The 14,341-nt window shown below is 59.1% G+C and carries 17 protein-coding genes and 1 pseudogene; 10 read left to right on the top strand and 8 right to left on the bottom strand.

Annotated features, from left to right (window positions below):
* The first annotated feature begins 49 nt into the window (after positions 1–49).
* The 3 genes from SLW75_RS22975 to SLW75_RS22965 all read left to right on the top strand — a co-directional run bounded on the left by SLW75_RS22975 (position 50) and on the right by SLW75_RS22965 (position 1,895).
* Positions 50–673 (top strand): cysteine hydrolase family protein, encoded by a 624-nt coding sequence (locus SLW75_RS22975; RefSeq protein WP_065989378.1) that lies wholly within the window; start codon positions 50–52, stop codon positions 671–673.
* A 234-nt stretch (positions 674–907) separates the two neighbouring features.
* Entirely contained in the window at positions 908–1,228 is a 321-nt protein-coding gene (locus SLW75_RS22970; RefSeq protein ID WP_065989377.1) for a hypothetical protein, read from the top strand.
* Positions 1,229–1,334: 106 nt separating this feature from the next.
* Positions 1,335–1,895 (top strand): Smr/MutS family protein, encoded by a 561-nt coding sequence (locus SLW75_RS22965; protein WP_065989376.1) that lies wholly within the window; start codon positions 1,335–1,337, stop codon positions 1,893–1,895.
* A 470-nt stretch (positions 1,896–2,365) separates the two neighbouring features.
* On the opposite strand, the gene SLW75_RS22960 is transcribed toward SLW75_RS22965, so the two are convergent.
* The gene (locus tag SLW75_RS22960; RefSeq protein ID WP_244160372.1) at positions 2,366–2,566 is read right to left on the bottom strand and encodes a hypothetical protein; all 201 of its coding nucleotides are present in this window, start codon (positions 2,564–2,566) and stop codon (positions 2,366–2,368) included.
* A gap of 235 nt (positions 2,567–2,801) precedes the next feature.
* Between SLW75_RS22960 and folE the strand changes: the two genes are divergently transcribed.
* Positions 2,802–3,347 carry a GTP cyclohydrolase I FolE gene (gene folE, locus SLW75_RS22955; protein ID WP_065989346.1) on the top strand — a complete coding sequence of 182 codons (546 nt, stop codon included), beginning with the start codon at positions 2,802–2,804 and terminating at the stop codon, positions 3,345–3,347.
* A 79-nt stretch (positions 3,348–3,426) separates the two neighbouring features.
* Positions 3,427–3,792, top strand: coding sequence for a glutathione S-transferase N-terminal domain-containing protein (locus SLW75_RS22950; protein WP_410935537.1), 366 nt, complete (start codon positions 3,427–3,429; stop codon positions 3,790–3,792).
* Between the two features lie 316 nt (positions 3,793–4,108).
* On the opposite strand, the gene SLW75_RS22945 is transcribed toward SLW75_RS22950, so the two are convergent.
* The 3 genes from SLW75_RS22945 to SLW75_RS22935 are packed head-to-tail and all read right to left on the bottom strand — an operon-like array spanning position 4,109 to position 6,358.
* Positions 4,109–4,495 (bottom strand): lysozyme inhibitor LprI family protein, encoded by a 387-nt coding sequence (locus SLW75_RS22945; protein ID WP_410935536.1) that lies wholly within the window; start codon positions 4,493–4,495, stop codon positions 4,109–4,111.
* Positions 4,496–4,528: 33 nt separating this feature from the next.
* Entirely contained in the window at positions 4,529–5,131 is a 603-nt protein-coding gene (locus tag SLW75_RS22940) for a glutathione S-transferase family protein (protein WP_410935535.1), read from the bottom strand.
* Between the two features lie 60 nt (positions 5,132–5,191).
* A complete protein-coding gene (locus tag SLW75_RS22935; RefSeq protein ID WP_410929509.1) occupies positions 5,192–6,358 on the bottom strand; it encodes a PLP-dependent aminotransferase family protein in 1,167 nt (388 codons plus the stop codon).
* Between the two features lie 81 nt (positions 6,359–6,439).
* Here SLW75_RS22935 and SLW75_RS22930 point away from each other — a divergent pair, with 81 nt between their 5' ends.
* Both SLW75_RS22930 and SLW75_RS22925 read left to right on the top strand, forming a co-directional pair.
* A complete protein-coding gene (locus SLW75_RS22930; RefSeq protein WP_065989338.1) occupies positions 6,440–6,883 on the top strand; it encodes a MarR family winged helix-turn-helix transcriptional regulator in 444 nt (147 codons plus the stop codon).
* 128 nt (positions 6,884–7,011) lie between these two features.
* Positions 7,012–8,202: a benzoate/H(+) symporter BenE family transporter gene (locus SLW75_RS22925; RefSeq protein WP_410935534.1), complete on the top strand. Its 1,191-nt coding sequence runs from the start codon at positions 7,012–7,014 to the stop codon at positions 8,200–8,202.
* A 38-nt stretch (positions 8,203–8,240) separates the two neighbouring features.
* Here SLW75_RS22925 and SLW75_RS22920 read toward each other — a convergent pair whose 3' ends face one another.
* The 3 genes and pseudogenes from SLW75_RS22920 to SLW75_RS22910 all read right to left on the bottom strand — a co-directional run bounded on the left by SLW75_RS22920 (position 8,241) and on the right by SLW75_RS22910 (position 11,306).
* On the bottom strand, positions 8,241–9,104 hold the full coding sequence (locus tag SLW75_RS22920; protein WP_410929563.1) for a methyl-accepting chemotaxis protein: 864 nt from the start codon (positions 9,102–9,104) through the stop codon (positions 8,241–8,243).
* Positions 9,102–9,296: pseudogene (locus tag SLW75_RS22915) on the bottom strand (HAMP domain-containing protein); the annotation flags it as partial. The pseudogene SLW75_RS22915 and the gene SLW75_RS22920, both read right to left, overlap by 3 nt.
* Positions 9,297–10,376: 1,080 nt before the next feature.
* On the bottom strand, positions 10,377–11,306 hold the full coding sequence (locus SLW75_RS22910) for an LD-carboxypeptidase (RefSeq protein WP_410935533.1): 930 nt from the start codon (positions 11,304–11,306) through the stop codon (positions 10,377–10,379).
* Between the two features lie 727 nt (positions 11,307–12,033).
* Here SLW75_RS22910 and SLW75_RS22905 point away from each other — a divergent pair.
* From SLW75_RS22905 to SLW75_RS22895, 3 genes are all read left to right on the top strand, one after another.
* The gene (locus tag SLW75_RS22905; RefSeq protein WP_192134437.1) at positions 12,034–12,348 is read left to right on the top strand and encodes a hypothetical protein; all 315 of its coding nucleotides are present in this window, start codon (positions 12,034–12,036) and stop codon (positions 12,346–12,348) included.
* 88 nt (positions 12,349–12,436) lie between these two features.
* On the top strand, positions 12,437–13,207 hold the full coding sequence (locus SLW75_RS22900; RefSeq protein WP_410935532.1) for a TIR domain-containing protein: 771 nt from the start codon (positions 12,437–12,439) through the stop codon (positions 13,205–13,207).
* A 45-nt stretch (positions 13,208–13,252) separates the two neighbouring features.
* Positions 13,253–13,846 carry a TIR domain-containing protein gene (locus SLW75_RS22895; protein ID WP_410935531.1) on the top strand — a complete coding sequence of 198 codons (594 nt, stop codon included), beginning with the start codon at positions 13,253–13,255 and terminating at the stop codon, positions 13,844–13,846.
* Here the strand turns inward: SLW75_RS22895 and SLW75_RS22890 are convergent.
* Positions 13,832–14,278 carry a GNAT family N-acetyltransferase gene (locus SLW75_RS22890; RefSeq protein WP_410935530.1) on the bottom strand — a complete coding sequence of 149 codons (447 nt, stop codon included), beginning with the start codon at positions 14,276–14,278 and terminating at the stop codon, positions 13,832–13,834. The genes SLW75_RS22895 and SLW75_RS22890 overlap by 15 nt on opposite strands.
* Positions 14,279–14,341 lie beyond the last annotated feature (63 nt).

Raw genomic sequence — 14,341 nt, 5'->3', positions numbered from 1 at the left:
CTCTGCCAGTGGACAATGTGGCAAAAGCCCCACTCGAAGGAGCCCCCCGATGTCTGTTTCAAACACTGGTCCAAAGACCATGTTTCAACTCAGTGGCCGTGAATACGCAGCGGCGACATTGAGTAATGCCACGCTGATCATCATCGATGCGCAGAAGGAATACCTCAGCGGCCCCCTGGCCCTGACCGGCGTTCAGGACGCCATCAACAACATCGTCAAACTGGTCGCCGCAGCCCGTGCTGCGAAGTCGCCGATCATTCACGTGCGCCATCTCGGCACCGTCGGCGGCATGTTCGATCCCCAGGGCGAGCGCGGGCAATTTGTCCCCGAACTGCAGCCACAGGGTGATGAAGTCATCATCGAAAAACGCCTGCCCAACGCGCTGAATGGCACGGTCTCCACCGACGACCGCACCACCCTGCACAGCCTGCTGGAAAGCCGTGGCCGTCTGGACCTGGTGGTCTGCGGTTTCATGAGCCACTCCAGCGTCAGCACCACCGTGCGCGCGGCCAAGGATTACGGGTTTCGCTGCACGCTGGTTGAAGACGCCTGCGCCACCCGCGACCTGCCGACCCCGAGCGGTGTCATCAAAGCCGAGCTGGTGCAGCAGGCGGAGATGGCAATCATGAACGACAACTTCGCCAAACTGGCGCTGACCAAAGACCTGATCTGATTCCTCCCTCGGCAGGAGCTGTTGCAACCGAGCTGACTGCGCAGGCCCCTCGCGCGGATCATTTTCCGGCAGTTCCTGAAGAAAAGGCGTACAAATGCAGTCGTCAGGCAGGGTAATCCTGTTCACCTGACCGCCTATCCGTAATCAATGCGCGATGCCCCTGAAACCTGGCCAGGCGGGAACCACCCCCACACTGCGCTGGTCAGAGCGCCGATACCCATAGAGGAAATCGGAATGAAAATATCCGATGGTTTTGATGCCCGTCGCCTGCGCCCCAAGGGCCAGGGCAGCTGGCGGATGCGCATAATCGCTGCGATTTCGGCCGTTCTGGCCACCGCTGGCGTGCTGTTGGCCATGGCCGGCATTGCCAGTCTGATCGGCAACCCTGTTGCGCTGGGCGAACTCAACGCCAGTCCCGCGGGCGCCGTGGTGACGGTGATTGTCGGTTTGCTGATGCTGTACGTCGGTATCTGGTTCTGGCGCCGCAGTCGCCGCCGCCGTCGTCGTGCCGGTGAACTCAACATGTCTCCCCATCTGATGAAGAAACACGACTGACCTTCGCGTCATCCGCTGCCGTTTAATCATCGAGAGTCTAAATCATCGATAGTCGCGCCGATTATGGCGTGACGCGGTTAAACTGGCCCCCTTCGCGGAGACCACCATGCAAGACGACGATTTTTCCCTGTTCAGAAGTGAGATTCGCGGCGTAAAGCCCATCAAGACTGAACATGCGGACGTAGGAAAACCCAAAACCGACCGTAAGAACCTGGCCAAGCTTCGTCAGGCGGCCACCGTGCGTTCCGATGCGACGATTACCGTTGATGGCCTGTCAGACCAGTTCGTGATCGATGTCGGCCCTGAAGACACGTTGTACTGGGCCCGTGACGGGGTGCAGGAAGGCCAGATGCGCAAGCTCAAGCTTGGGCAGATCAGCTTCGAAGGCAGCCTGGACCTGCACGGCATGAGCGTCGAAATGGCGCGCGAGACGATGTGGGAATTCCTGGCCGAGGCGGCCAAGCTTGAAGTGCGTTGCGTGCGCATTACCCACGGCAAGGCCGTGCGGCTGGACGGCAAGCGGCCGATGATCAAGAGCCACGTCAACACGTGGTTGCGCCAGCATCAGCAGGTATTGGGATTCGCATCGTGCATCGCCAAGCATGGCGGCGCCGGTGCGGTGTACGTGATCCTCAAGCGGACCATGATGGAAGGGCGTGACGAGTAACGCGGGGACTTGCTGACCAGTCCCTGTGGGAGCGCCAACCCGCCCGCTCCCACCGCTCATTGGGCGTTTATCCGATCAGCGCGGACCTGGACCAGGACCGCCGCCACCGCCGCCACCACCCGGGCCGCCACCTTCATAGTGACCGCCGCCGCCACCGCCTCCGTGACCACCGTGGCCTCCCCCGCCCGGGCCCCAGAATGGCCAGCATCCGGACATGGCTGACATCACCGCGATGACCATCGCGACTTTCGCTATACGACTCAACATTTCGTTTTCTCTCTCAAAACGGGCTTGATCTCAGGCATTCATCACCTGCTGCTTCTGACAGCGCACGCCCGTGAATCCGCGTCGTGGTTTGGTAGCGATCAGGTATCGAAACAGGTACGAAGCAGCTGCCGACAAAAAAGGCCGCGAGGGACAGGTAATGCCGTCGCAGCCTTTGCTTTACGCGTTCAAATGATCAGTGACAATCAGCGGCGGTAGTAACCCGGCCCAGGTCCAGGTCCGGGCCCATAACCGCCCCGCCCGCCATCGTAGGGGCCGCCGTCGTAATAACGGTGTTCGTGCCAGCCACCGCCGTGGCGGCCCCAACCCGGTCCGAAAAAACACCCCGAAACCGACGACGCCAGGGCAATCACCAGTGCGATTTTCGCGATTCGGCTAACCATCATGAGCACTCTCTTCATCCGGGCATCTGTCACCCGTTACGTCAGACATCACGCCGACACATTCCGACATATCCCCTCGGTAAAGGTTGGGTAAAGGTCAGCTGACACTGCCCCGGCGGCGCCATGCCGCAGGGGTCCGGGCCGCCTGTCGTACCCCTGCGCGTCCAGCTACGCTACTATGTGCGCCTTTGCAGGCCTGCAACCCTGCGTTTTTTGAACCCACACGGAACACACCCCTGTGACTCTGGAACAGAACTACACCGCCATCCTCGGTCAACTCGGCGAAGACGTCTCCCGCGAAGGCCTGCGCGACACCCCGAAACGCGCAGCCAAAGCCATGCAGTACCTTTGCCGCGGCTATGAGCAAACCCTCGAAGAAGTCACCAACGGTGCGCTGTTCAGCTCCGACAACAGCGAAATGGTGGTCGTCAAGGACATCGAGCTGTATTCGCTCTGCGAACACCATCTTCTGCCCTTCATCGGCAAGGCCCACGTCGCCTATATCCCGAGCGGCAAAGTGCTGGGCCTGTCGAAGGTCGCGCGCATCGTCGACATGTACGCCCGTCGTCTGCAGATCCAGGAAAACCTCAGCCGCCAGATCGCCGAAGCCATTCAGCAGGTCACCGGCGCTCTGGGTGTGGCGGTGGTCATTGAAGCCAAGCACATGTGCATGATGATGCGCGGCGTCGAAAAGCAGAATTCGTCGATGATCACGTCGGTGATGCTGGGTGAATTCCGCGAAAACGCCGCGACCCGCACCGAGTTTCTCAGCCTGATCAAATGATCCCGGCGTCCTGAAGGCCGCGGCATCAGGCTGCGGCTGTCTGGCGGTTTGTGCCGCCGAGTGAGGTTTTAGCGTGTTGATGAAAGCAGTGAGAGTCGGTCTCGGACAGCTCGTGATCGCGGGCGATTTTCTGACCCGGCCGAGCAAAAAGAAGCGTTCTCCCGAAGCGCAGGCTGCCGTCGAGACGTCGGCGAAAGCGTTGACGCTGTATCAGTTCCACGCCTGCCCGTTCTGCGTGAAAACCCGCCGGGCGCTGCGCCGTTTGAACGTGCCCGTGGCCCTTCGTGACGCGAAGAACAACGAGCCGGATCGTCAGGCACTGCTCAGCGGCGGCGGCCGGATCAAAGTGCCTTGCCTGCGGATCGAGGAAGAAGGTCAGACGGTGTGGATGTATGAATCAAAGGTGATCGTTGATTACCTGGAGAAGCGATTCTCCGCAGTTTGACGATGCTGCTTGCATAGCCGATGCGTCAACGCCGCTCCAACGTGATCGGCGTTCGACTCACCCTCTCAGCCATTCCGCAAAACCTGTGGGAGACAGGGTCAGCTCACCCTCTCAGCCATTCCGCAAAACCTGTGGGAGCGAGCTTGCTCGCGAAGGCGGCGTGCCTGCCGGTGGAGATCCAGTGTAATGACTGGCCTCTTCCCGGCTAAAGCCGGTCCCACTGACACACCCCATGCGCTGAGTAGGACCGGCTTTAGCCGGGAAGGGGCCGTTTCAACCGCTGGAGATTTAGCGAATGTCTTGGCCTCTTACGCCTTTACTTCGGGCAACCTTCCTGGCGACACGCCGTATACGCCTTCAATTGCTCAACCCGCACTTCGGTCTGCGCTGACAGGCATTGCGCCTGAACCAGCGGCCACATGCTCCCGCCGTCTTCCCGCTTGCCGGCCTGATACTGGCAATCGGCGTCACGAAACGCGATCCACTTCTTCTGCGCATCCTGCAGCGCCTTCTTGCGCGCCGGCGTCTTCAGGTAGCCCATCTGCGCGTTGTATTGGGTGTTCAATTCCGCGTCCAGCGCCTTGTACTCCTGGCTCGCACACTGATTCATCGACGCCTGATTGGCGTCGCAGTCCTGAGCCTGGGCCGAGCAGCCGATGCCCAACGCCATCATCATTCCCACCGCAATCATCCTATACTGCATGTCTCATCTCCTTTTAGTGAACAGCGCCACCCATCAGTCCAGCATGCCGACATAACCCGGTTGCTGCTTGACCCGGGCGAGCCACCCTTGAATCGCCGGGAACTGCACCAGATCGAAGCCGCCCTGGTCGGCGACGTGGGTGTAAGCGTACAGCGCGATGTCGGCGATGGAGAAACTGTCGCCCACCAGAAACGGCGTGCGCAGCAACTGCTGCTCCATGACTTTCAGGGCCTTGTTACCGCGCCGGTGCAGCGAGTGGTATTCCTCCATCCGCTCCTCTGGCATCCCCAGATAAAACTGAATGAAACGCGCCACCGCCAGGGTTGGCTCGTGGCTGTACTGCTCGAAGAATTGCCACTGCAGCATTTGCGTGCGCAGCCGCGGTTCGGTGAGCAGGTAAGGCGTGCCTTCGGCGAGGAAGTTGAGAATCGCGTTGGACTCCCACAGGCAGGTGCCGTCTTCAAGCTCAAGGACCGGAATCTTGCCGTTCGGGTTCTTCGCCAGAAACGCCTCGGTTTCGGTCTCGCCCTTGAGAATGTCCACCGGCACCCACTCGTATTCCGCGCCGAGCAGGTTGAGCATCAGCTTGATCTTGTAGCAGTTGCCCGAGTTGTAATCGCCGTAAACCTTGTACATCAACCCTCTCCCCTCAATCGTGTGCCGTCAGTCTTGCCGGTCGTGCGTGTGCGTAATGTATCAGGCCGCCTGTGAAAGCTGTGTTTGCCGAATGACGTCGGCCAGCCGCTTCAAACCTTCGTCCAGGCGCTCGGGGTCGATGTGACTGAAGTTCAGCCGCAGATACCCCGGGTTGGCGTCCGGGTCGGCAAAGAACGGCTCGCCCGGCATGAACGCCACATTCTGCGCCAGCGCGCTGTCGAGCAAGGTGCGGGTGTCGAGCTTGTGCTTGAGGGTCAGCCAGAAGAACAGTCCACCTTGAGGGCTGTTCCACTCAGCGAGATCCGCGAAGTGCCGCTGCAGCGCGGCTTCGAAGGCATCGCGACGGGTCCGATAGAAGCTGCGCAGCTCCAGCAGATGCTGCTCGTAGTGCTCGCTGCCGATCCACTGCAACGCCTGCCATTGCCCCACGCGATTGGTGTGCAGATCCGCCGATTGCTTGAGCTTGAGCAGATGCGGAAACAGGTCAGGCGTGGCGATCAGGTAGCCGACGCGCAAGCCCGGCATCAGGGTTTTCGACACGGTGCCGGTGTAGATCCAGCTGGCTGTTTTCAGGCGGCTGGCGATGGGCCGCGCGCTGCCGCCGTCGAACGTCAGCTCGCGGTAAGGCTCGTCTTCGATCAGGGTGACGCCGAATTCGTCGAGCAACGCCGCCACCGCATCCCGCGCGGTTTCGCTGTAACGCACCGCCGACGGATTCTGGAATGTGGGAATCAGGTACGCGAACGACGGCGAGTGCTGCTCCAGTCGCTGACGCAGCGCTGCAAGGTCCGGGCCTTCGGCGAGCAACGGGACGGTCAGGCAGTCGGCGCCGAACAGCTGGAAGATCTGCAGCGCGGCCAGATAGGTCGGCGCTTCGAGGAGGATTTCGGTGCCCTTGTCGATGTACAGCTTGGCGGCCAGGTCCAGCGTCTGCTGGGAACCGCTGACGATCATCACCTGACTCGCGTCGCAGTCGATGCCCAACGCCCGCGCCTGGGCGGCCAGCGCTTCACGCAACTGCGGCTCGCCTTCGCTCATGCCGTACTGGCCGACGCTGCGCGGCATGTCAGACCATTCACTGTTCGGCAACATGGCTTCGGCCGGCAATCCGCCCGCGAACGACATCATCTCCGGGCGCTGGGCGGCGGCGAGGATTTCGCGAATCAGTGAACTCTTCAAACGGGTAACGCGTTCGGAAAATGGCATCGGATCACCGCTGGCGGAAAGAAAGGGGAATACGTCAAACTGCTTGACCGAAATTACGATGCCGCGCACGGATACGTCAATATGCTTGACCTTAAAAATTCATCGACCCAGCAAATTGCCATGGAAGCGTTTTTCTTCGGCTACCAGGCGTTCACTGCCAAAGCCGATGAAATGCTCGACCGCCGTGGCCTGAGTCGGGTGCACCAGCGCATTGTGTTTTTCATCGCCCGCTATCCGGGCCTGAGCGTCAAGGAACTGCTCGGCAAACTGGGGGTGAGCAAGCAGGCGCTGAACACACCGCTGCGGCAGTTGATCGAGATGGAACTGGTGCTCAGCGTCGCACCCGAGGACGACAAACGTAAGCGCCTGCTGGAGCTGACCGCCGAGGGCCGCACGTTTGAAGAGTCGTTGCGCCGCGAGCAGGTCAAGCTGTTGCAACGGGTGTTCGCCGAAGCCGGGCGTGAAGCGGTGGATGGCTGGATGGCGGTGAATCAGGCGCTGGGCAACACGATGACCCGCGGCTGATCGGCCGCGTTACAGGGCACTGCCGAAACTGTGCCGACCATTGCGCCGATGGCTGTATTGCAACGGGGCATGACCACTGCGTATAGGCTGGCTGCTCTGTTCAACCGCCGCGCCAAGGATAGACCCGCATGACTGACGAGCCCCTCGCGCCATTGCGACCGCTGACCGACTCTTCGCCCTCCGCCATCGTCGCCGGCTTCATCGCCATGATGACCGGTGTCACCAGTTCGCTGGTGCTGATGTTTCAGGCCGGTCAGGCTGCCGGGCTGACCTCGGCGCAGATTTCCTCGTGGATCTGGGCGCTGTTCATGGGCATGGCGGTGTGCAGCATCGGCCTGTCGCTGCGCTATCGCTCGCCGATTACCGTGGCATGGTCGACGCCGGGCGCGGCATTGCTGATCACCAGCCTGGGCGGCGTCGCCTACCCTGAAGCGATCGGCGCGTTCATCACCTGCGCGGTATTGGTGATCATCTGCGGCATCACCGGCAGCTTCGAACGGCTGGTCAAGCGTCTGCCGACGTCACTGGCGGCGGCCCTGCTGGCGGGCATTCTGTTCAAGATCGGCAGCGAAATCTTCGTCGCCGCGCAACACCGCACCGGCCTGGTGCTGGGCATGTTCTTCACCTATCTCATCGTCAAACGCTATTCGCCACGCTACGCCGTGTTGGTCACCTTGCTGGTCGGTGTGGCGTTGTCCGGCATGCTGGGTCTGCTGAACTTCAGCGGCTTCGCCCTCGAAGTGGCGATGCCGGTGTGGACCACGCCTTCATTCTCCATCGCTGCGACCGTCAGCATCGGCATCCCGCTGTTCGTCGTCGCCATGACCTCGCAGAACATGCCGGGCGTCGCAGTGCTGCGCGCAGACGGTTATCAGGTCCCCGCCTCGCCCCTGATCACGGCCACCGGCATACTCTCGCTGATCACTGCTCCGTTTGGCGCCCACGGCATCAACCTCGCGGCCATCAGCGCCGCCATCTGCACCGGCCCCCACGCCCACGAAGACCGTGACAAACGCTACACGGCGGCGATCTGGTGCGGGATTTTCTACGCCATCGCGGGGGTATTCGGCGCGACGCTGGCGGCATTGTTCGCGGCATTTCCCAAGGAACTGGTGTTGTCGATTGCCGCATTGGCCCTGTTCGGCTCGATCATCAACGGTCTGACCGTGGCCATGAACGAGCCCAAGGAACGCGAAGCCGCGCTGATCACCTTCATGGTCACCGCGTCGGGGCTGACGCTGTTTTCCATCGGTTCGGCGTTCTGGGGGATTGTCGCGGGGGTGTTGACGCTGGTGATATTGAACGGCCGCAAGGCCTGAGTCTTATTTAGAGCGGCCCAAGAAACGGGCCGCCGAATTCACAGCTTGAAGTGCCCGACCATGCCTTTCAGCTCCAACCCCAGTGATGCCAGTTCGATGCTTGACGCCGCGTTGCCCTGCATCGCCAGCGCGGAGTGATCGGCACTGGCACGGATGCTGGTGACGCTGCGGTTGATCTCTTCCGCCACCGAACTCTGCTCTTCCGCCGCCGCAGCAATCTGCTGGTTCATCTGTTGGATCATCGACACGGCCGCGGCAATGCTGCCCAGCGCGCTCTCGGTTTGGAGGGCGTCGCTCACCGCCAGTTTGACCAGCTCGCCACTGCTCTGAATCTGCGCCACTGACGCCTGGGCGCCGCTTTGCAGGCGGGTAACCAGCCGCTCGATTTCTTCGGTGGATTGTTGCGTGCGCTTGGCCAACGCGCGAACTTCATCGGCCACCACCGCAAAGCCCCTGCCCTGCTCCCCCGCCCGCGCCGCTTCGATGGCCGCGTTCAGTGCCAGCAGGTTAGTCTGCTCGGCGACGCTTTTGATCACGCCGAGCACTGTGCCGATGTTGTGGATTTCCGCGCTGAGGTTCTCGATCGAATCGCTGGCGGAACGGGACGACGACGCCAACTGTTCAATCCGCTGCATGCTCTGGCGCACCACGGCCTGGCCGGAATCGACCTTGGTGTCGGCAGTCTGCGCCGCGAGCGCCGCTTCCTCCGCGTTGCGTGCGACGTCGTGAACGGTAGCGGTCATCTGGTTCATCGCCGTCGCCACCTGCTCGGTTTCCTCCTTCTGGCTGCTGACTTCCAGATTGGTCTGCTCGGTCACGGCCGACAGGGAATGGGCGGACGTCGCCAACTGCTCGATGCCCGCCTGCAGGCCGCTGACGATGGTGCTCAAGCCCGCGCCCATCTGCTGCATCGCTTGCATCAACTGGCCGATTTCATCTTTGCGGGTGACGTTCACGGTGCGGCTCAGGTCCCCGGCCGCAATCCGCTGGGCCGTGGCAATCACGCTGCGCAACGGCGCGACGATCAGGCGCGTTATCACCAACGCCGCGATCAGCCCGACCAGCAGCGCCAACAAGGACGAGCCGATGATCATCATCGCGTTGGCCTGCAACTCCCTCTGCATCGACTGGCCTTCCGCGTCATAGGCCTGATTGACCTGCTGCACCACGGCTTTGGCGTTGCTCGCCAGTTGTTGCGAGACCTTCGCTTCCGACTCCAGCAGCCCGGTGTATTCGTTGAGCTTGTCGCTGAAATTGCTGATGTGCCCGCCCACTTCGGTCAGCACCGTGAGGTAACCGGCGTCCTTGATCACGCCCTTGAGCTGCTCGGCCAGTCCCTGGGCCTGCACCGCCTGCTCGATCTTGCCGGTCTTGACCTCCTCGCCCGAGCCCGTCTTGCGGCTCTTGTCGAGGCGCACCCGGGCTTCATCCATGGCCTGCATCATCAGTTTCGACACCTGGCTGACCTGACCGGCCTGCTCAATGAATTCCGCGCCCTGCTGGCCCTGGGAATCCTTCAGCGTGTAGGCACCGTCGTCGGCCAGCCCCGCCTGCAACACGTCCAGGTTATTGGCGACGCTGGACACCGACCAACTGGCCATTTCCAGCGCCAGGTCCTTGCTCTGACTGATACTGACGAACTCGTCGAACGACGCACGATAGGCCGCCAGCGCTTGCTGCACCTCGCCCATCACCTGCGCGTTGATCGGCGCGCCCGCCTTGAGCTGCTCCGCTTGGGCATTCAAGCCATCGAGCCCGGTGTGAACCTGATCGACCACCTTCGGATCGCCGTGCAAGGCGTAATCCTGCTCCAGCAACCGCACGCGATTCGCGTCGCCGTTGAGTGCCGTCATCGCCTTCAGGCTGTCGAAATGCGCGCTGATGGACCGCAACGACCAGACCCCGATGGCCGCGACCAGCGCCGTCAACAGCAGCACCAGCACGAACCCGATGCCCAGCTTCTTGGCCATCCCCAGATTGGCGAAACGCGTCTTCACGGCCGACATCATCAGTTTCCGCTCCACAGCTTGAGGGCGCACATGGCAAGGCCACCCGCGCACGGCCAATCAATATCCGTGAAGATTCGCAATGCCCACGGGGCAAAACAAGGTCTTGACGGCAGAATGATGGCAAAAAGCTAGATCGAAGTCGCTTCCAGAACGGTGATCGTCGTACTAGCGCGTGGCCGGAGCCACCGTCAGCGTGCCCGCCTCGGTGTCCAGCACCGCACGACTGCCCAACGCCACCGCCAGATTGGGGTCGCCATGGCCGATGGACAGACCGCCGAGCACCGGAATGCCCAGATCACCCAGACGCTCGATCAAGACATCGGGCGGCCGGATCGGGTTATTGCCGTGACCCGGCTCGCTGAACTGACCCAACGCGATACCGCCGAGCCGTTGCAGAATCCCGCAATTGAGCAGGTGAGTGATATTGCGGTCAACCCGATACGCCAGCTCGCCAACGTCTTCGAGCAGCAGGATCGCGCCCTCCAAGTCGGGCATGAACGGCGTGCCGATGCAGGTGCTCAGCATGCTCAAGTTACCGCCAAGCAAGACGCCCTCCACCGTCCCCGACGTACGCACGGTGAAAGTGGGTTCGGCCGGGTCGGCATGAATGATGGAAGGCTCGGTGCTCATCAATGCGTGCTTGAGCGTGCTGGCAAAGATGCCGCCTTTTTCCAGCTGCGCGGCGATTGGGCCGTGAACTGTGGCGAGGCCTGTGTGGGTCCAGAGTGCGGCGTGCAAGGCGGTGATGTCCGAGAAACCGACTACCAGTTTCGGGTCGCGGAGCACGGCGTCGTAGTCGAGTTGCCCGAGGATGCGTTGAACGCCGTAGCCGCCACGGTTGCACAGGACAGCGCGGATTTCAGGGTCGGCCAGGGCGTCGTTTAGATCGGAAATGCGATTGGCGTCGGTGCCTGCCAGGAACCCGATGTTGTCCAGAGCGTGGGGGTAGACGCGGGGGCGTAATCCCCAGGCCGTGAGTTCACGCACGGCTGCTTCCACCCGGGCTTCGGCGACCGGGCCGGCTGGGGATACCAGCGCTACGGCGTCGCCAGCGCAAAGGACTTGGGGGTGGAGGGTTGGGCGGGAGGCAGGCATTTTTGGAGGCTCGGCGGGTGTTTGGTGATGGGTGCAATGTAGAGCAGTGGGGGGAGTGAATCCAGTGGGGGATTGAGCGTATTGTGCGAGATCCGCGGAAGAAGTAATCGTAAATTGGCGTGTGAATTGTGATGGATTTTGATAATCAAAGCCTTCGCAGCGTGAAATGAAGATTCACGGCAGCGCTCTATCGCGGGATATGCGGTGGAGTGACGGATTTCTTCAAACGCGTCTGCCTGTCAGACGACTAACGTACAACGGTGCCTTATGAATGCTAGCTGACGCATGGGCGTGGCAGCTTCGTGATCATGTGAGTGGCAGCTCCCTGCCTGTAGTTGCCACTGGACAGACCACTACTAGCCAAGAGCTATTGCCGTGAAACGCCGAATACGCCCCAGTGCCGTTGAACTCGAGATAACGTTCAGTCCGAATAAAGTGACGCGTCTTAACCACTTCCCGAAATGCTTTCAAGATGCCGCTATCTCGGCCCTGCATCCAGCATCGGTGGTCGTGATGGAGCAGTCTTCATTACCATTGAACGGAGTCAGTGATATGAGCGACCTGACCGATTCGCACCCCGCAACGCCGTCTGAAGCTACGGCGTTGATTGCAATCCCAAAATGGTCTCTAGCATACCGTACTCAGCAGATTAACGAGATTCACCAGACTAATAAGGTAAGTTCCACCTCACTGGTATTTTAATCACGGATTCAATTAGGAGCTATTCATGCCAACAATAAAAATCCAGCTTAAGACTAAGAATTATTCACATATTGGCGATCCATATTCATTCAACACCGACTATGTTCCGAGGGTAGGAGAACTGCTTGACATGACCCATGTCTTAGGCACCAAGATGAACTCGATCTTTATCGTCCGCAGCGTGATCAGCGTCCTAAAGGAGAATGAAGGTCTAGTTCCACATCTAGTTGCTACTGAATGGTACAAAGGTCTTCGCTCCGAGGTGCTGGAAGAGTTTGGTTGGCTCCCTCAATCACCAGACACTATTAAATCATATGATGAAGATCAAATATTCTGGTGACACCTTATACCAACTTATTAGGCCTATTCAAAACGGCTAAAACCATTGGGTTCATGCGCAAAATATTTTAAATCAACGAGGGCTAGCGGTGAACAATAACACCCAGATCATTTTATGCCCTAACTTTGAGCCAAACTGTGCGCCCGGAGAAAGTTTTAGCCTAGGTAATCTCATAGTGATCGAAACTCCCGTCATTAATGGGGATTTTCTTGTGCACGGAGATACTTACATTACACTGGAGTGCGACAAGGCGTCGATAGATTTGCCGTCACCTGTCTCAGGCCGAGTTGTGCGGATGTACGCAAAAATTGGCGACGAGGTCACACAAAACTCGCCAATTATAGAAATCGAGGTTTTGAAAAATGTCGTTCGCGACGACCTGTCCATAGGGCAGCCATCAACGCAAGTGGGCGGTCCGAACACAGTGTTCTTGGTTCACGGACACAACGAGGCTATCCGCGAGATGTCGGCCAGGTTGCTCGAAAAGCTCGGCCTGACCGTCATAATTTTGAATGAGCAAGCTGGCGCTAGCGACACTCTCATAGAAAAGTTAGAGCGATACGCCAATGTTCACTTTGCTGTAGTGCTCATGACGGCTGATGACGTAGGGGGCCAAAAAAATGCAGCAGATCGAACGCTTCGAGATCGTGCGAGACAGAATGTTGTCCTAGAACTAGGATACTTCATGGGTAAAATCAACCGCAGACGCGTCTGCGTGATCTACGAAAGAGGAGTTGAGTTACCTTCGGACTACTACGGGGTCGCTTACATTGAGCTAGACAATGGCGGAGCCTGGCGCTATTCGCTTGCCAAAGAGCTTAAAGGCGCAGGGCTCGGTGTAGACCTAAACAAGCTTTAATCACGACAATTTTCGCCAGCGTTCCATTATGAGGAAATCAATAGAATGTATTATCACGTGATTATCCAGCCAAAATCCGACAAAGGCTATGGCGAGTATAAAACCGATCTAACTAGAGAGCAGTTGATATCGAGATTCGTGGAGCCATACGAGCAAGGTCTGCCAATTATAATTAATGGCAAGACAGTACAACCCGAGGATCTCGACAGAATTAAAATCTCCGAAAGTGAAAAGACAATTGAATCCTTTGTAGCGCAGATAAAATACGAACATGATCGATCATCTGTAGCATTCATAGGCGGCCCCTCTTACTCTTACCTTGCAATAGGTCGCGCAAAAGACGTGACAGATGATTACATTGAAGGTCCAGTCGGATATAAGAAATCTAAACAAACGCTAAAAACCCAGAAAGCAGCGAAGAGCGTCACTGCGTCCGCGAAGGTTTTCATTGTTCATGGTCATGATGAAACAGCCCAGAATAAGGCTGCAAGATTTATTGAAAAACTGGGACTCGAAGCCGTAATACTTCATGAAAAGGCCAGCTCAGGCCGAACTATTATCGGAGATAAGGGGACTGATTTATTTCGCTTGAAAATCAACCCGTCCCCTTTTTGCTGGTCTGAGTTAGCTGTTGCTTAAGCACATTACGTGGGTCGCATGGTCATGATCTGTTCGCGTGAAGCCACACTTCAGATAAAACGCGTCGCCTTCAGCGGTATCCGTGAAAAGGCACACGCTCTGAAAGCGCAGAGCGGCATGTGCAACAAGCTCCGTTACCAGCATTCTTCCAACGTGATGCCCTCTTGATGAAGCGCTGACATAGACCCGTCTCAGCCTGGCCATGTTCTCTTTGGCATAGGGATCAACTGAAAGGCCTCCGATGCCTATCAGCTGCTGGTTTCGATACGCAGCCATCAGACACTCGCCGGGGGCATCGAAGCGGTTTGCTCCTGAGTTCCATTCGTCAATCAGGCGGGTAAGGAACCTGAAGCCCTCGCGCACCGCCTCTTTCTCCAGCGCCCGAATCTGTGTGGGCAGATGGGTGACCAGTTGAATGTCGACTTGGCTCATGTGTCTTCCTTGATAGAGTGCAGACCTATCTAGCTCACAAGGCGTCGTCCGACCAGTCACACA

It is taken from the genome of Pseudomonas sp. W5-01, from assembly GCF_046540435.1.
Lineage (GTDB): Bacteria > Pseudomonadota > Gammaproteobacteria > Pseudomonadales > Pseudomonadaceae > Aquipseudomonas > Aquipseudomonas graminis_B.
This window is presented reverse-complemented; position numbering and strand designations above follow the sequence as displayed.